Origin of the sequence: Micromonospora rhizosphaerae, assembly GCF_900091465.1 — a bacterium.
GTDB classification, from domain to species: Bacteria; Actinomycetota; Actinomycetes; order Mycobacteriales; family Micromonosporaceae; genus Micromonospora; species Micromonospora rhizosphaerae.
Window position 1 is genome coordinate 7,049,670 of record NZ_FMHV01000002.1, and the last position, 16,515, is coordinate 7,066,184.

Genomic DNA, 16,515 nt, shown 5'->3' on the forward strand with positions numbered 1-16,515 from the left:
GGACCGCATGTCACTGTGGACCGGTCCGGCAGGCCGACGCACCAGCCGGTACCCCTGCACCCCCACATCCCACCACGCCCCTACGACACCACCCGCACGCCACCCCGCCTCCAGTTGCTTCCCTCGGGCGTCGCCGGGCAAGCCGCCACCGGGGGGATAAGCCCTCCGAAGTCGATCAGCCCAGCCTGGCGCGGGTTCTCTCGGACGTCGCCGGGCGGGTCGCGTCCCCGGCGCCTATGCCTGACGAGTGATATGCCTCTCCGTCATAAATATGCCGGAGAGGCATATGGCTAACCGACATGTTCGCCCCCGGAAGCTCCTGCGGCCTTGATCAACGCGCGGAGCGCTCAGGTGAGGCGGGAGTCGAGGGCGTCCAGGGCGGACCGGACGGTGGGGGCCACGGTGAGGAGGCCGAGGCCGGCGGGCTTGAGGAAGTGGCGGTCCGCGAGGGTTTGCAGCCAGTCGATCAGGGGGCGGTAGAACCCGTCGGCGTCGACCAGCACCATCGGCTTGGCGTGCAGGGCGAGCGTGGCGGTGGTCCAGACCTCGAAGAGCTCGTCGAGGGTGCCGAGCCCGCCGGGCAGGGTGAGGAAGGCGTCCGACTTTTCGATCATCAGCGTCTTGCGGCTGGCCATGCCGTCGGTGACCAGTAACTCGTCGGAGGCCAGGTCGGCGACCTCCAGGTCGACCAGGGCCTGCGGGATCACCCCGAGGGTGTACCCACCGGCGGACCGCGCGCCGTCCGCCACCGCGCCCATCATCCCGACGCAGCCGCCGCCGCTGACCAGGGTGTGTCCGCGCCGGGCGAGCTCCGCGCCGGTCTCGGCCGCCAGGTCCAGCCAGCGCCGGTCGAGGGTACGGGAGGACGCGCAGAACACGCAGATCGCGGCCACCGGCTCAGTCCCTCCCGCCCTCGTCGGCGGCGGCCCGCTGGTCCGCCTCGGTACGCGCGACCGACTCCTCGCGGACCGCCTCCTGCTCGGCGGAGAGCACCTCCGCCTCGACGATGTGCCGGACGGCCGCGTCGACGTCGTCGGTGAGGCAGATCAGCTCCAGGTCGATCGGCCCGATCTTGCCCTCCGCCGCCATCGTGTCGCGCAGCCAGTCGAGCAGACCGCGCCAGTAGTCGGTGCCCATGAGCACGACCGGGAAGCGGGTGACCTTGCCGGTCTGCACCAGGGTGAGCGCCTCGAAGAGCTCGTCCATGGTGCCGAAGCCGCCGGGCAGCACGACGAACGCCTGCGCGTACTTGACGAACATGGTCTTGCGGGCGAAGAAGTAGCGGAAGTCGATGGCCAGGTCGACCCACTCGTTGAGCCCCTGCTCGAACGGCAGCTCGATGCCGAGCCCGACGGAGAGCCCGCCCGCCTCGCTGGCGCCCCGGTTGGCCGCCTCCATCACGCCCGGGCCGCCGCCGGTGATCACCGCGTACCCGGCCCGGGCCAGGGCAGCGCCCAACTCCTCGGCCATCCGGCACTCCGGGGTATCCGGCCGACTCCGGGCCGAGCCGAAGACGCTGACCGCGGGCGGCAGGTCGGCCAGGGTGTCGAAGCCCTCGACGAACTCCGACAGGATCCGCAGCGCCCGCCAGGCGTCCTTGGTCTTCCAGTCGGCGCGCGTCCGCGAGTCGAGCAGCCGCTGGTCGGCAGTGCTGCTCGGGATCGCGCCGCGACGCAGCGTGACGGCGCCCCGGTGCCGCTCCCGTCCCGGGTCGCGGCCGGGCTGCGGCCGCCCGTTGCTCTGGCTCATGGGGCCACCGTAGTGGAGCCGTGGCGACCGGGTGTGCGGGCCGCCGAGCCGGAGAAATAGTTGCCGATCTTGGGCAACTATTTCGGTCGCCCGTACGTCTTACTATTCGCATACGGGGTATGCCCCGGCACGCGCCTTCGGGGGAGGAGCAAGCGTGATCAGCAACAACGAGAGGATCCGGATCCGGCGGCAGATGCAGCGGCGGATCCGGGACGTGGTGGCCGAGCGCCGCCGCGCCCGACAGCTGGAAGCCCACACCACGGACCTCACCGGCGAGCCGACCGAGACGGACCTCACCACCACCGTCTGATCGGCTCAGGCGGGAGCCAGCCAGCGGTGCAGGGTGGCGGCACCGTCGCGGATCTTGGCGAGCTCCACGTGCTCGTCCTTGTGATGAGCCAGGTTGGGGTCGCCGGGGCCGAAGTTCAGCGCCGGGATGCCCATCGCCGCGAACCGGGCCACGTCCGTCCAGCCCAGCTTGCCGATCGGCGCGGCCCCCACCGCCGCCAGGAACTCCTGTGCCGGCGGTGCGGCCAGCCCGGGGAGCGCACCCGCGGCCGAGTCCGTCACCTCAAGGTCGAATCCGGCGAAGACCTCGCGCAGGTGCGCCTCGGCCGCGGCCGGGTCACGGTCCGGGGCGTACCGGTAGTTGATCTCGATCTCGCAGCGGTCGGGGATGACGTTGCCGGCCACCCCGCCGGTGATCCGGACCGCGTTCAGCCCTTCCCGGTAGTCGCAGCCGTCAATGGTGACCCGCCGTGCCTCGTACGCCGTCAGGCGGCGCAGCACCTCGCTGGCGCCGTGGATGGCGTTCACCCCGTGCCAGGAGCGCGCGGCGTGCGCCCGCTCCCCGTGTGTGGTGACGACCGCTCGCATGGTGCCCTGGCAGCCGGCCTCGACGATCCCGTACGTCGGCTCCAGCAGCACCGCGAAGTCCGCCGCCAGCCACTCCGGGTGCGCCTCGGCGACCAGGGTGAGCCCGTTGTACTTCGACTCGATCTCCTCGGCCTCGTAGAAGAAGTACGTCACGTCGTAGCGCGGGTCGGGCAGGGTCACCGCCAGGTGCAGCGCGAACGCCACCCCCGACTTCATGTCGGAGGTGCCGCAGCCGTACATGAGGTCGCCGCGCATGGTGGACGGGAAGTTGTTGTTCAGCGGGACCGTGTCCAGGTGACCGGCGAGCACCACCCGCTGCGCCCGGCCCAGGTCGGTACGGGCCATCACCGTGTTGCCGTGCCGGAACGTGGTCAGGTGCGGCACGCCCCGCAGCACCTCCTCCACGCAGTCGGCAATCGCCTTCTCGTTGAGGGAGACGGACTCTATGTCGACCAGGGCGCGCGTGAGCGCCACCGGATCAGCCAGCACCTCGGGGGTCAGCGGGTTCTCCATGGGTGGCACGGTACCGTCAGGTCACGTGAGCGCGAGGAGTGAGCTTGCGAGCCCCGCAGTCGCGAACGAAAGGTGAATCAGTGACGTCCGCAGTCTCCGCCTGGGGCATCGGCCTGGCCACCGTTACCGCTGACGATCAGGTGCTCGACACCTGGTACCCGACCGGCAAGCTCGGACTCGGCGAGCTGCCGCTGGTCCCCGGCGAGGACCAGGCCGACGTGCTCGACCTGCCGCCCGGCGCGATCGGCGAGCGGGCGCTACCCGGGTTGCGTACGGTCGAGGTGACCACCGTGATCGGCTCGCTGGACGACCCGATCAAGGACGCCGCCGACGCGTACCTCCGGTTGCACCTGCTCTCCCACCGCCTGGCGCGACCCAACGAGCTCAACCTCGACGGCATCTTCGGCAAGCTGGCCAACGTGGCCTGGACCTCCGCCGGCCCGTGCCCACCGGAGCGGGTGGACGAGCTGCGGGTCATCGAGCGGGCGGCCGGCCGCTACCTCGCGGTGTACGGGGTGGACAAGTTCCCCCGGATGACCGACTACGTGGTCCCCTCCGGCGTGCGGATCGCCGACGCGGACCGCGTCCGGCTCGGCGCGCACCTGGCCCCCGGTACCACCGTGATGCACGAGGGCTTCGTGAACTTCAACGCGGGCACGCTCGGCACCTCGATGGTCGAGGGGCGGATCGTCCAGGGCGTGCTGGTCGGTGACGGCTCCGACATCGGCGGCGGCGCCTCCATCATGGGCACCCTCTCCGGTGGCGGCACCGAGAAGATCAGCATCGGCGAGCGGAGCCTGATCGGCGCGAACGCCGGGGTGGGCATCTCGCTCGGCGACGACTGCGTGGTCGAGGCGGGCTGCTACGTCACCGCCGCCTCGAAGATCACCCTGCCGGACGGCCGGGTGGTCAAGGCCCGCGAGCTCTCCGGCGTGAAGGGCCTGCTCTTCTGGCGCAACTCGGTGACCGGCGCGCTGGAGGCGAGGCCGCGCACCGGCAAGGGCATCGAGCTGAACGTCGCCCTGCACGTCAACGACTGAGGGTCGGGTCGAGCAAACCCGTACGCGAGCCGGCCCGACCCGTCAGGCCGGCGGAGGCTCGACCAGGCGTACCACCAGGTCGGCGTGGGCGGCGGTGCCGGAGACCAGCGTGGCGTTGACCTCGTCGCTGCCCAGCGCCCAGGCTCGCGCCTGCTCCGGCGGCTTCCCGAACGCCTCGTGCCGGGCGGTCAGCCGGCGCACCCGCAGCTCGGCGTCGAGGTCGAGGAACCAGACCTCGTGCAGCAGGGTGCGCACCTCCTCCCACGGATCGTTCCGCAGCAGGAGGTAGTTGCCCTCGGTCACCACCAGCCGGACCTCGGGCGGCACCTCGATCGCCCCGGCGATCGGCTCCTCCAGATCCCGGCGGAACGCCGGCGCCCAGACCGAGGTCGGTTCCAGCCGGCGCAGTCGCCGCAGCGTCGAGACGAAGCCGTTGGCGTCGAAGGTGTCCGGGGCGCCCTTCCGCCCGTCCCGGCCGAGCCGCACCAGCTCGGACTGGGCGAGGTGGAAGCCGTCCATCGGCACCAGCCGGGCGGCCGGGCCGACCGCGGCGACGATCCGCTCGGCCAGGGTGGATTTGCCCGCCCCGGGGGCGCCGGCGATGCCGAGCAGCTGGCGTGGGCCTGCGACGGCCAGGGCCCGCGCCCGGTCGGCCAGTTCGTCGAAGGGGAGGACCTGCGCCGCGGGCATCAGCCGAGAACCGCCACGATCGGACCGTCCGCCATGCCCCTCACCCTAGTAGTGCGCCGATCCGGACGGCGACGGTGCCGCCCGGGCCACCGGTCAGGCAGCCTCGGCGACCATCGGCAGGTGTCCGGTGTAGGTGACCCCGCCGCCGTCGACTCGGCAGCCCGTCAGGTGACCGCCCGCCGCTCCCAGCTCCCGCAGGTACGCCAGCTCCCCCTCGTGGTCGACGGTGGCGGGGAACTGCCGGTGATGGGTGCTGAACGCGCGACCGTGCAACGCGAGGCGGGCCGTCCGCGCCTCGCCGAGGTGGGCGGTGAGCGTCGTGGCGTCACCGTCCCGCAGCGCGTCGGTCAGCCCGTCGAGGAAGGAGCGGACCGCGGCCAGCTCGGACAGCACCTGTCCCCGGTTGCCGAGCAGCATGTTCGCGGTCCGCTCGGGCGGGCCGCCGGCCACTCGGGTGCCGTCGGAGAAGCTACCGGCGGCGAGGGCGAGCACCGCGTCGCGCAGCGCGGCCCGCTGCACCGCCCCGGCGAGCGCGCCGGCCAGCAGGTGCGGCACGTGTGAGCTGAGCGCCGCCACCGCGTCGTGCTCCGGCGCCGACATGGGCACCACCCGGGCGCGGAAGACGTCGATGATCAGCGCGGCGAGCCGGCGGAACGCCATCATCCCCGTCGGGCCCGGACAGAGCACCCAGGCGGCCCCGTCGAGCAGCGCCGGGGTGGCCGACGCGACGCCGGCCCGGTCGGCGCCGGCCATCGGATGGCCGGGGACGAACCGGTGTCCGAGCCCCTGGGCGGCGGCCGACGCGGCCACCTCCGCCTTCGTGCTGCCCACGTCGGTGAGCACGCACCCATCGTCAGTGGCGCCGGCGACCCTTGACAGCGTCTCCGGGAGGGTGGGCAGTGGGCCGCAGAGGAAGACCACGTCCCGGCCCGCGACCGCCTCCTCGACGGCGTCCGGGCAGGCCACGCCCTGTTCGCGGGCGTACCGCCGGGTCGTCGGATCCGGGTCCCAGCCGGCGACGTCGAGCCCGGCGTCGCGCAGCCGGAGCAGCACCGAGCCGCCGATCAGGCCCGTGCCGACCACCGCCGCCCGCGCCTGCCCGCCGGCCCTGCCCACCATCGGCCCACCTCGGCGTTTGTTGTTCGGTACGGGGCGATCCGCCCCCAACCCGGTCCGGGCCGAGGATATCGCCCGGCCCGGGTCACCCCTGGGCGGACCCGTGGCGACGGAAGGGGCGCTCGGCGCCTGGCTGTTCAGCCACACCAGCGGGGTGGTCACCGGCAAGCTGCTGCTGCCGCTGATCGTCGCGCTCGGCGCGGTCGGCGTCGGGCCGCCGGCCGCCCTCGCTTGGTCAGGCCTGGTCCGCCGCCCCCGATCAGGCCTGGTCCGCCGACCCGATCGGGTCTGGGCCGCCGCAGCCCCGTCAGGGCTGGGCGAGCCGGGCAGCGACGGCGGCTACCTGCTCGTCGGACTCGGTCAGCGCCACCCGGACGTGCCGGGAGCCGGCCGGGCCGTAGAAGACCCCGGCGGCAACCAGGATGCCCCGGCGGGCCAGCCAGTCAACGGTCTCCCAGCAGTCCTCGTCGCGGGTCATCCAGAGGTAGAGCCCGGCCTCGGAGTGCTCGACGGTGAAGCCCGCCCCGGTGAAGGCCGCGTGCAACTGCTCACGGCGGGCCCGGTAGCGCTCCCGCTGGGCGTCGGCGTGCGCCTGGTCGCCCAGCGCGGCCACCATCGCCGCCTGGACCGGGGCCGGCACGATCATGCCGGCGTGCTTGCGGATCTTGAGCAGCTCGGCCACCAGCGCCGGGTCGCCCGCGACGAAGCCGGCCCGGTAGCCGGCCAGGTTGGAGCGCTTGGAGAGCGAGTGCACCGCCAGCACCGAGTCGTACGACCCGCCGCAGACCTCCGGCGAGAGCACCGAGACCGGCTCGGCCTCCCAGCCCAGCGGCAGGTAGCACTCGTCACTGGCGACCACCGCGCCGCGCTCGCGGGCCCAGTCCACCACCTTGCGCAGGTGCGTGGCGGGCAGCACCCGGCCGGTCGGATTGCCGGGCGAGTTCACCCAGACCAGGCGTACCCGGGAGGTGGGGCCGACCGCGGTCAGCGAGTCGGTGCGGACGGTGGTGGCGCCGACCAGCCGGGCCCCGTCCTCGTAGGTGGGGTAGGCGACCGACGGCACCACCACCACGTCACCTGGGCCGATGCCGAGCAGGGTGGGCAGCCAGGCGACCAGCTCCTTGGAACCGATCGTCGGCAGCACGCCGAGGCCGTTGACGCCCGCGCCGCAGGCCCGGGCGACCCAGGCGGCGATGGCCTCCCGCAGCACGGGGGTGCCGGCGGTCAGCGGGTAGCCGGGGGCGTTCGACGCGTCGGCGAGCGCCTGCCGGATCACCGGGGGCACCGGGTCGACCGGCGTGCCCATCGAGAGGTTGATCAGACCGTCCGGGTGCGCCGCAGCCGTCTCGGCCGCGGCGTCCAGGGTGTCCCAGGTGAAATCGGGCAGCCGCGACGAAACCGGCGCGGGCCGGTTCAGTGGCCCTCTCCGCGCGGCGGCTGGGCCGCGACGAACGTCGCGTCCTTGTCCACCTTGCCGACCTTGGAGGCGCCGCCGGGCGAGCCCAGGTCCTCGAAGAACTCGTAGTTGGCCCCGGTGTAGTCCTTCCACTGCTCCGGGACGTCGTCCTCGTAGAAGATCGCTTCAACCGGGCAGACCGGCTCACAGGCACCACAGTCGACGCACTCGTCGGGGTGGATGTAGAGCATCCGATTGCCCTCGTAGATGCAGTCGACCGGGCACTCCTCGATGCATGCCTTGTCGAGCACATCCACGCACGGCTCGGCGATGATGTAGGTCACCGGTCTTCTCCTCCGCAAGACTCGTCACGATCACCCGCGACGGTTAGAGCCTAGTATCTCGCCGGGGAGGGGGTGAATCGTGCTCCGACAGCAGGACGTGGGACACCGGATCGTGGTACGCCGGATTGTGGGGATTCGCGAGGGCCGGCCGCTCTTCTCCGACGCTCTCGGCGAGCTGGTCGAGCTGAGCGAGACCCACATCACTCTGGCCACCAGGCAGGGCCGGTTGCAGGTCCCGGTCACGGAGGTGCACCGGGCCAAGCGGGTCCCGGCGGCTCGCCGCCCGACCGCCGCCGCGGTGGTCGCCCTGGAGCTGGCCGCCGACGAGGCCTGGCCCGCGCCGGTCCGCGGCCGGCTCGGTGACTGGCGCCTGCGCAGCGCCGCCGGCTGGACCGGCCGGGCCAACTCGGCGCTGCCGGTCGGCGACCCGGACCGCCCGCTGCCCGCCGCCGTGGACGCCGTCGAGCGTTGGTACGCCGACCACGGGCAGCCGGCCATGGTCAACACGCCGCTGCCGCTGGCCACGCCGGTCGGCGCCGAGCTGGACGCGCGCGGCTGGGCCGCCCGGCCGCCGGTGCTGGTGCAGACCGTCGCGCTCGCCGCGCTGCCCCCGGCCGCGTCCGGCCGCGCCGACCTGCCGCCGGTCGAGCTGACGGCCGCCCCGTCGGACGCCTGGCTGGCCGTCGCCGCCGGCCGCAAGGGCGGCCTGCCGGACGCCGTCCGGCACGTGCTCACCGCCGTGGACCAGGTCCGCTTCGCCGAGGTGTACGCCGGCGGCACGCTGGTCGCCGTGGGCCGGGGCACCGTCACCGGGCAGGGGCGCTGGCTCGGCCTCACCCTGATCGAGGTGCTCCCCGAGGCCCGCCGGCAGGGCCTGGCCAGCCGGGTGATCCGGTCACTGATCGACTGGGGCGCGGCGACCGGGGCCACGCATGCCTTCCTCCAGGTCGAGCAGCGCAACACCCCCGCCGTGGCCCTCTACCAGGGCCTCGGCTTCACCACCCACCACACCTACCTGACCCGGGTCGCCCCGCCCACCTGACCCGGGGTCGCCCCGCCCACCTAAGCCGGGGGCGCCCCGCCGTCCGACCGCTGCCCCGGCGCGCCGCCCGGCCACTGTCCCCCGCCGTGTCGCCCGGCCAGTGCCCCGCCGCCGCGCATCGGCCCGGCCCGCGCATTGGCCGGCAGTGTGATCCACCCCTGGTCGCCCACATGGCGGCATCAAACCGGCTCCGATACCGCCACGTCGGCGACCTTCAGTCGACCTCTGGCGGGCATGGGACAGGCCGGCACGTGCTTTGGAGCTGCCCGCACAAACGGGGCACGTGCCGAAGCAGGCGGGCGCACCGACGGGGCAGCTCCAAAGGAAGTCAGCGAAGGACAGGCACCTGCATCCGGACCGGCCCAGGCATCAACGCCGGCTACACGCCCCGCCGACCAGGACTGCCACCGCGCCGCCGACCAGGAGCGCGACCCGCCGCCAAGAGCGCCGGCGGTCCGGCGGGTGCCGCCGGAGGAGCCCCGTCGCCGACCAGCAGTGCGGCCGTCGCCGAGCAGCAGTGCGACAGCCGCCAGCAATGCGGCCGTCGCCGAGCAGGAGCCGACCAGCAGTGCGGCCGTCGCCGAGCAGGAGTGCGGCTCCCCCGCTGCCCACCAGCAGGGCGGCCACCGTCGGCGAGCAGGAGTGGGCCCTCCCCGTGCGCCGCCGCCGCGGAGCGGATCGGAAGTCAGCGGCGGACGACCCGGCGGGGCTTGGCCGCCTTGAGCTGGGCGTACCGCTTGAGCTGCTGGGAGCGGTGGTCGAGGCCGAGCGCGGTGAGGATGAGGTAGCCGACCAGCACGCCCGCGGCGGTGGCGGCCAGGTAGAGCCAGATCTGGGCGAAGAAGAGGCCGGCGCCACCGGCGAACGGGTTGTTGCCGACCAGCAGCGGGGCGACGAACACGGTCAGCAGCAACGCCACCGCCACCGCGGCGCCCATGTCGGCCGCCAAACGACCCAGCGGCCGGCCCCGGCCCCAGCGGAACGCCACCACCGCAAGGATCACCCCGATCGCCAGGAACATCACCAGCGAGACCCGATCGGCGGCGGTGTCGTCACCGTCGAAGCCGAACTCGATGACCAGCCGGGCCGCCACGTTGACCGCGAACAGTGCCCCCGCGAGCACGCCGATCGCGCGCCACCGCTCCCTCATCGCACGTCTCCCGCCGTACCGCCCGCCCTAGCGGCGGGACTCCTGGCACGAATATCTACCACCGGAAGCTGTGTGCCGTCATCACCCTTCGCGTCCGGTTGGCGGCGCGAGGATCTGCCGGAAGCCCATCACCGCGAAGGTCATCGCGCCCGCCACGATCATCGCCAGGCCGACCCAGTTGTCGCCGGAGATGAGCAGGTCCCCCTCGCTGGTCCGGACCGAGGCCACCGCCATCAGCACGAACCACGGCAGGGCGGGCAGCACCACCGCCCACCGCCGACCCACCGCCTCGCGGGCGAACCAGCTCAGCGCGATCCCCGCGCCGATCGCCACCAGCACCGACACCCCGATCAGCTGCCCGCCGACCCGGACGGTGGCCAGCAGCAACTCGAGCACCCCCGAGAGCGCCCCGCCGACCACGGCGATCACGCCCCCGGCCACCCGCAGGGCGAGGTCGAGCGCCGGCCCCGGCCGCCGTGACGGCGGAGCAGTCTCCTCCTCGGGCACGACCGACATCGGCGCGGCGGGCAGGGTCACCGGAGGCCGGCCGCCGCGACCGGGAACCGGTCCCGCCCGTCCAGGTCCAGGCCCGCGAAGAGGTCGTCCTCCCAGCCGTACGGGCCGCGGCCCGGACCCTTCTTTCCGAGCGCCAGGGTGAAGTACTCCACGCCCATGAACTCGGCGCCGAAGTTCCCCGCGATCGAGTACAGCCAGGAGGTGGCCGGGATCTGGGTGGCGTGCGCCCGCATCGCCGCCTCCTTGGCGGCGTGCTGCTCGGTGGCGTCGATCCGGGCGGCGATCTCCGGGTCCGGCGTGCCGAAGGGCAGGTCGTCCACGCTGTCGATGCCGGCGAAGGGGTTGTCCGACGACTCGGTGAAGGCGTCCAGGCCGGCCTCCAGCACGCTGCGCGGCATGGCCGTCCAGTAGACCTTGGCCGGGGCGATCCCCTCGACGGCGGCCAGCTCCACGGCCCGCATCGCGACCCGGTGCGCCTGGATGTGGTCCGGATGCCCGTAGAAGCCGTTGGCGTCGTACGTGATCATGACCTGCGGGCGTACCTCCTGCATGATCGCCACCAGATAGCCGGCGGCCTCGTCGAGGTCGGCCTGCCAGAAGGCGCGGGGGTGCTCGTTGCTGGCGAGCCCCATCATCCCGGAGTCGCGGTAGCGGCCGGCGCCGCCGAGGAAGCGGTGATCGGTGACGCCGAGCGCGGCGCACGCGGTGGCCAGCTCGCCGATCCGGTACCCGCCGAGCTGGTCGGCCTTGGCCGCCGCGAGCTCGGCCAGCTGCGGCACGTGGATCTCGCCCTCCTCGCCGACCGTGCAGGTCACCAGCGTGACGTGGGCGCCGGTGGCGGCGTAGTGCGCCATCGTCGAGCCGGTGCCGATGGACTCGTCGTCGGGGTGCGCGTGGACCAGCAGAAGGCGTCGGTCGGGCAGGGTCGTCACGAACGTCACTCTAACCGGCGGTCCTGCCGCGCCGAGTCTGACGCGTCCGCGCAGGTCGGCCACATCACGCCGAACGCGGTTCTACGATCCGAGCTGTGGACTTTCCCGAGCTGGCCGCCCGTACCCGTCGGTTCAGCCACGGGGCGCCGCGCGCCGTCTCCGTCGCTGACGACGGCTCCCGGGTGATCTTCCTGCGCTCGGCCGGTCCGGAGGATCCCGCCGACGCGCTCTGGCTGCTGGACGTCGCCGCCGGCGAGGAACGGCTGGTCGCGGACCCGGCGGTGCTGCTCGGCGGGGACGCCGATCCCGGCGCGCTCTCCCCCGGCGAGCGGGCGCTGCGCGAGCGGCTGCGGCTCAGCGCCGCCGGCATCGGCTCGTACGCCCTGGACGCGCCTGGCCGGGTGGCGGTGTTCCCGCTGGCCGGACGGCTGTTCCGGGCCGACCTGGTGCACGGTGACGTGGTCGAGGTGACCACCGTCGGCCCGGTCATCGACCCCCGGCCCGACCCCACCGGGGAGCGGCTGGCCTACGTGACCGACGCCGCCGAGGGGGTCCGCCGGGGCCAGCTGCGGGTGGTCGAGTCCGACGGCACCGACACCCTGCTGGCCGGTGAGGACAGCGGGGTCACCTGGGGCCTGGCCGAGCACATCGCCGCCGAGGAGTTCCACCGGTTCCGCGGTTACTGGTGGGCCCCGGACGGCCGCTCGGTGCTGGCCGCCCGGGTCGACGAGTCCCGGCTGCCCTGCTGGCACCTGCACGACCCGGCCGAGCCGGCGAACCCACCCACCACCGTCGCGTACCCGCAGGCGGGCGGCCCGAACGCGCAGGTCAGCCTGCACCTGCTCGACCTCGACGGCGGCTGGGTCGACGTGCACTGGGATCGCGAGACCTACCCGTACCTGACCTCGGTCGACTGGGCGGACGGCGGGCCGCTGATCACCGTGCTGCGCCGGTCCCAGCAGCACGGCCTGGTGCTCGCGGTTGATCCGCGCACCGGGGAGACCCAGGTGCACGCCGAGCTGGCCGACCCGCGCTGGGTGGAGCCCATTCCCGGCACCCCGGCGCACCTGCCCGACGGCCGGGTGCTGGTCGGCGGGGAACTCGCCCACGACGGGTACGACGCCCGCTGCCTCTTCGCGGACGGCACCCTGCTCACTCCGCCGTCGCTCTACGTACGCCGGGTGGTGGGCCGGCTGCCGGCCGGCAACGGCCCGGCCGACCTGCTGGTCGAGGCGAGCGAGGGTGAGCCGAGCCAGCGTCACCTCTACCGGGTCCGGACGGTGATCGGCGGGGGTGTGGACGCCCGCCGGATGAGCGGCGACCCGGGTTGGCACACCGGTGCGATCGGTGGCTCGACGCTGGTGGTCGGCACCGCCTCGCTGGAGCACCCGGGGACGCGGTGGTCGGTCTGGCACGGCGACCGGGAGGTGGCCGAACTCCGCTCGCTGGCCGCCACCCCGCCGTACGCGCCCCGTCCGGTGATGGTCCGGGTGACCGACCGGCGGCTGCCGAGCGCGGTGCTCTACCCGACCGACCACGTCAAGGGCACCCGGCTGCCGGTGCTGCTGGACGTCTACGGCGGTCCCGGGCACCAGGAGGTGATCTCCGCGCGGGGGGCCTGGCTGGAACGGCAGTGGTGGGCCGACGCCGGCTTCGCGGTGGTGACGGTCGACAACCGGGGCACCCCGGGGGTGGCGCCGTCGTTCGAGAAGGCGATCCACCGGCGGGTCGCCGACGTGATCCTGACCGACCAGGTGGACGCGCTGACCGCCCTGGCGGGCAAGCACCCGGACCTGGACCTGGATCGGGTGGCGATCCGCGGCTGGTCGTTCGGCGGCTGGCTGGCCGGGCTGGCGGTGCTGCGCCACCCCGAGCTGTTCCGGTGCGCCATCGTCGGCGCGCCGGTCGCCGACTGGACCCTCTACGACACCGCCTACGCCGAGCGCTACCTGGGCACGCCGGACGAGGGGATGGACGTCTACGCCCACCACTCGCTGGTGGAGTTGGCCGCCGAGCCGGTCGGCGATCCGGAGCAGGCCCGGCCGATGCTGCTGGTCCACGGGCTGGTCGATGACAACGTGGTGGCGGCGCACACGCTGCGGCTCTCGGCGGCGCTGCTGGCCGCCGGCCGGCCGCACGCGGTACTGCCGCTGACCGGGGCGACCCACATGGCCGCCGGCGGCACCGCCGAGCGTCTGCTGAGGTTGGAACTCGACTTCCTCCGCACTCATCTGTGAACGGGGAAGGCCCCGGTCGACGCCGTTGTCGACCGGGGCCTTCCGTTGCCGCCCGTTACTGCTTCACGTAGACGTTCGTGAAGGCCGGGTAGCCGAAGATGCTGGACAGGTAGATCCCGCCCACCTTCGACCCGTGCAGGTAGTAGCCCTGCTCGACGAAGAGCGGCACGGCCGGCGCCAGCTCGGTCATGATCCGCTTGTCAAGCTTGGCCCACTCCTTGCCCTGCTCGGCGGCGGGCATGGCGAGCACCCGGTCGAACTCCTTGTTGATCTCATCGCTGTTGACGTACGAGGTGTTGCTGTTGTTCTCGGCCTTGATGGTGCGACCGTCGAAGAGCACCGGCAGGATCGCCGCCCCGCTGGGCCAGTCGGCGGCCCACTGGTCGATGTAGAGGTCCCACGGGTTGTTCTTCTTGCCGACCTCGTCGAGCTTGGCGTCGGCCGGGATGGTCTTCAGAGTGATCTTGAAGCCGGCCTTCTCCAGGTTGGTCTTGAGCTGGGTGCCGTACTCCGGATTGTCGTCGCCGACGCCGAGCACCAGCTCCGGAGTCTTGCCGGCGAGCAGCTCCTTGACCTTCTCCACGTTGCCGGTCGGGCCGGCCGGGTAGGCGTCGTACTTCTCGTAGCCGATGGTCGACGGCGGCATGAGGGTGGTGACCGCCTTGGCCGACGCCTCACCGCCGTACACCTTGATGAAGCCGTCCCGGTCGATGGCGTAGTTCAGCGCCTGCCGCACCGAGAGGTCGGTGACCCGCTGGGTGTTGATGCTGAGCCGCCACAGGCTCGGCGTCTGCCCCTGCACCGAGCGCTGCTTGAGGGCCGAGTCGCCGGTGACCCGGGCGATCAGCGCCGACGGCACGCCGTTCCAGGCCAGCGCCGTCTGGTCGTCGCCGCTGTCGGAGATCACCCGGTTGGCGCCCGCCTCGGCGTCCGGACCGTAGTTCCACACGATCTTGTCGGGGTACGCGTGCCGCACCGGGTCCGTCTTCGGGTCCCAGTTCTCGTTCCGCTCCATCACCAGCTCGGTGCCGGCGGTGTTCTTGGTGATCTTGTACGGCCCCGAGGAGAACGGCTGGTTGTCCAGGTTGACCCCGGTGTCCTTCTCCGGCTTGAGCGGAGCGGTGTACGGCAGCGACGCGGCGAACGGCAGGTCGCAGTGCGGCTTGGCGAACTCGAACTTCAGCGTCTTCGCGTCCGGCGTGGTCAGGCCCGGCGGCAGCGAGGTCTTGTTCGCCTTGAAGTTCCACTTGGTGTCGTACTGCGGGTCGTTGGCGAGCCACTCCTGGAGGTAGGTCGGGCCGCCGGTCAGGTCGGGGTCGAAGGAGCGGGCAATGCCGTACGCGATCTCCTTGCTGGTGATCGGGCTGCCGTCCTCGAACTTCACCCCGTCCTTGATCTTGAATTCCCAGACCTTGCAGTCCTTGTTGACGTCGGTGCCCGGGGTCTCGGCGAGGTCGCCGACCAGGGTGACCTTGCCGGAGCCGTCGTCCTTGAACGTGGTCAGGAAGCGGCTGTAGAGCGGGGCGTTCATCAGGCCGGCGAACGAGTAGACCCGCTGCGGGTCGAGATGCGAGATCTTGGTCTCCCGGATCACCCGGAAGGTGCCGCCCTTGGCGGCGCCCGGGACCTCGGGAGCCGGCCCCATCGACTCCTTCGGGTCGGTGGCGATCGAACCGCTCTGTACCCGGTCGGCGCCGGTGTCGCCACCGGTGCCCTTGTTCTCGCTGCACGCCCCCATCACCACGAGCAGTGCAAGCGCGCCGCCCGCGGCGGCTGCCCTCTTCAGGCGCATCTGGCGCCCTCCTCCCCTTATCTGGAGCCTCGTCAGACCCCTTGTCCGGAGCCTCGTCGGTCGACGTAGGAAAACTACGGTGTGTGTAACAGAGGGCGGTGGATTTCTCCATGCCCTGCGGGCCGCCGTTGCGCTATCGCAACCGGACCCGGGGATCGATGGCGGCGTAGAGCACGTCGACCACGATGTTGGCGACCACGATGAAGACCGCCGAGATCAACACGGTGGCCATGATGGTCGGCAGGTCGCCCGAGCGGACCGCGTCCACCGCGGTCCGGCCGAGGCCCTGGATGCCGAAGGTGGTCTCGGTGATCACCGTGCCGCCGAGCGCGCTGCCCACGTCCAGACCGGCGATGGTGACGATCGGGGTGATCGCCGCGCGGAGCGCGTGCCGCCCGTACACCTTGGGTTTGGCCAGGCCCTTGGCCCGCGCGGTGCGGACGAAGTCCTCAGACAGCGTCTCCAGCATCTGCGCCCGGGACAGCCGGGCGTAGATGGCGGAGAACAGGAAGGCCAGCGCCACCCAGGCGAGGACCAGACCGCTGGCCCACTTCACCGGGTTGTCGAAGATGGAGGTGTAGCTCGGCACCGGGGTGATCCGCAGGTTGTAGGTGAAGACCAGCAGCAGCACCGCGCCGACGAAGTAGAGCTGCATCGAGGCGCCGGCCAGCGAGAAGCCGATGGCCAGCCGGTCCAGCACGGTGCCGCGTCGCAACGCGGAGATCATGCCGAGCCCGACGCCGAGCACCAGCCAGAGCACCGCCGCCGGGAGGACCACGCTGAGAGTCACCGGCAGCACCCGGGCCAACGTGTCGGTAACGGCCTCGCTGTTCACGTACGAGTAGCCGAGGCAGGGGGCGTCGCACCGGCCGCCCTGGGAGCTGCCCAGGTCCCGGCCGGTGACGATGCCCTTCATGTAGTTGGCGTACTGCTCGGGCAGCGGGTCGCGCAGGCCCAGCTCCTCACGGACCCGCTCCAGCCGTTCCGCGTTGCAGTTCTTCGGGCACATGCCGCTGACCGGGTCGCGGGGCAGCCCGAAGAACATCAAGAAGCTGAGCACGCTCACCGCGAAGAGGGTGAGCACGGCGGTGAGCAGCCGGCGTACCAGGAATCGGGTCATCA

16 protein-coding genes are annotated in these 16,515 nt (G+C 72.6%); 4 read left to right on the plus strand and 12 right to left on the minus strand.

The window, feature by feature from the left end:
* Window positions 1–347: 347 nt before the first annotated feature.
* On the minus strand, window positions 348–893 hold the full coding sequence (locus GA0070624_RS33150; protein WP_091347571.1) for an LOG family protein: 546 nt from the start codon (window positions 891–893) through the stop codon (window positions 348–350).
* Window positions 894–897: 4 nt separating this feature from the next.
* Window positions 898–1,749, minus strand: coding sequence for an LOG family protein (locus tag GA0070624_RS33155; RefSeq protein ID WP_091347574.1), 852 nt, complete (start codon window positions 1,747–1,749; stop codon window positions 898–900).
* Window positions 1,750–1,903: 154 nt separating this feature from the next.
* Between GA0070624_RS33155 and GA0070624_RS35160 the strand changes: the two genes are divergently transcribed.
* Window positions 1,904–2,059 carry a hypothetical protein gene (locus tag GA0070624_RS35160; RefSeq protein ID WP_176731961.1) on the plus strand — a complete coding sequence of 52 codons (156 nt, stop codon included), beginning with the start codon at window positions 1,904–1,906 and terminating at the stop codon, window positions 2,057–2,059.
* A gap of 5 nt (window positions 2,060–2,064) precedes the next feature.
* Here the strand turns inward: GA0070624_RS35160 and dapE are convergent, their stop codons facing one another.
* Window positions 2,065–3,138 (minus strand): succinyl-diaminopimelate desuccinylase, encoded by a 1,074-nt coding sequence (gene dapE, locus GA0070624_RS33160; RefSeq protein WP_091347578.1) that lies wholly within the window; start codon window positions 3,136–3,138, stop codon window positions 2,065–2,067.
* 80 nt (window positions 3,139–3,218) lie between these two features.
* On the opposite strand from dapE, the gene dapD reads away from it, so the two are divergent.
* Entirely contained in the window at window positions 3,219–4,178 is a 960-nt protein-coding gene (dapD, locus tag GA0070624_RS33165) for a 2,3,4,5-tetrahydropyridine-2,6-dicarboxylate N-succinyltransferase (protein WP_091347582.1), read from the plus strand.
* 42 nt (window positions 4,179–4,220) lie between these two features.
* Here dapD and GA0070624_RS33170 read toward each other — a convergent pair whose 3' ends face one another.
* The 4 genes from GA0070624_RS33170 to fdxA all read right to left on the minus strand — a co-directional run bounded on the left by GA0070624_RS33170 (window position 4,221) and on the right by fdxA (window position 7,724).
* Window positions 4,221–4,868, minus strand: coding sequence for a nucleoside/nucleotide kinase family protein (locus GA0070624_RS33170; protein WP_091347586.1), 648 nt, complete (start codon window positions 4,866–4,868; stop codon window positions 4,221–4,223).
* Between the two features lie 93 nt (window positions 4,869–4,961).
* Window positions 4,962–5,987, minus strand: a complete 1,026-nt coding sequence (locus tag GA0070624_RS33175; RefSeq protein ID WP_091347589.1) for a prephenate dehydrogenase — start codon at window positions 5,985–5,987, stop codon at window positions 4,962–4,964.
* Window positions 5,988–6,291: 304 nt separating this feature from the next.
* Window positions 6,292–7,401, minus strand: coding sequence for a succinyldiaminopimelate transaminase (gene dapC / locus GA0070624_RS33180; RefSeq protein ID WP_091350370.1), 1,110 nt, complete (start codon window positions 7,399–7,401; stop codon window positions 6,292–6,294).
* A complete protein-coding gene (fdxA, locus tag GA0070624_RS33185; protein ID WP_091347592.1) occupies window positions 7,398–7,724 on the minus strand; it encodes a ferredoxin in 327 nt (108 codons plus the stop codon). The genes dapC and fdxA overlap by 4 nt, the downstream gene beginning before the upstream one ends.
* Window positions 7,725–7,803: 79 nt before the next feature.
* Here fdxA and GA0070624_RS33190 point away from each other — a divergent pair, with 79 nt between their 5' ends.
* Window positions 7,804–8,766, plus strand: coding sequence for a GNAT family N-acetyltransferase (locus tag GA0070624_RS33190; protein ID WP_091347594.1), 963 nt, complete (start codon window positions 7,804–7,806; stop codon window positions 8,764–8,766).
* Between the two features lie 685 nt (window positions 8,767–9,451).
* Here GA0070624_RS33190 and GA0070624_RS33195 read toward each other — a convergent pair.
* The 3 genes from GA0070624_RS33195 to mshB all read right to left on the minus strand — a co-directional run bounded on the left by GA0070624_RS33195 (window position 9,452) and on the right by mshB (window position 11,373).
* Window positions 9,452–9,916: a hypothetical protein gene (locus GA0070624_RS33195; protein WP_091347597.1), complete on the minus strand. Its 465-nt coding sequence runs from the start codon at window positions 9,914–9,916 to the stop codon at window positions 9,452–9,454.
* A gap of 81 nt (window positions 9,917–9,997) precedes the next feature.
* A complete protein-coding gene (locus GA0070624_RS33200) occupies window positions 9,998–10,432 on the minus strand; it encodes a hypothetical protein (RefSeq protein WP_091350374.1) in 435 nt (144 codons plus the stop codon).
* 17 nt (window positions 10,433–10,449) lie between these two features.
* Window positions 10,450–11,373, minus strand: a complete 924-nt coding sequence (gene mshB, locus GA0070624_RS33205) for an N-acetyl-1-D-myo-inositol-2-amino-2-deoxy-alpha-D-glucopyranoside deacetylase (RefSeq protein WP_176731962.1) — start codon at window positions 11,371–11,373, stop codon at window positions 10,450–10,452.
* Window positions 11,374–11,459: 86 nt separating this feature from the next.
* Here mshB and GA0070624_RS33210 point away from each other — a divergent pair, with 86 nt between their 5' ends.
* On the plus strand, window positions 11,460–13,601 hold the full coding sequence (locus GA0070624_RS33210) for a S9 family peptidase (RefSeq protein ID WP_091347604.1): 2,142 nt from the start codon (window positions 11,460–11,462) through the stop codon (window positions 13,599–13,601).
* A gap of 55 nt (window positions 13,602–13,656) precedes the next feature.
* Here GA0070624_RS33210 and GA0070624_RS33215 read toward each other — a convergent pair whose 3' ends face one another.
* Entirely contained in the window at window positions 13,657–15,393 is a 1,737-nt protein-coding gene (locus GA0070624_RS33215) for an ABC transporter substrate-binding protein (RefSeq protein WP_091347607.1), read from the minus strand.
* Window positions 15,394–15,526: 133 nt separating this feature from the next.
* Window positions 15,527–16,513: an ABC transporter permease gene (locus GA0070624_RS33220; RefSeq protein ID WP_091347609.1), complete on the minus strand. Its 987-nt coding sequence runs from the start codon at window positions 16,511–16,513 to the stop codon at window positions 15,527–15,529.
* Window positions 16,514–16,515 lie beyond the last annotated feature (2 nt).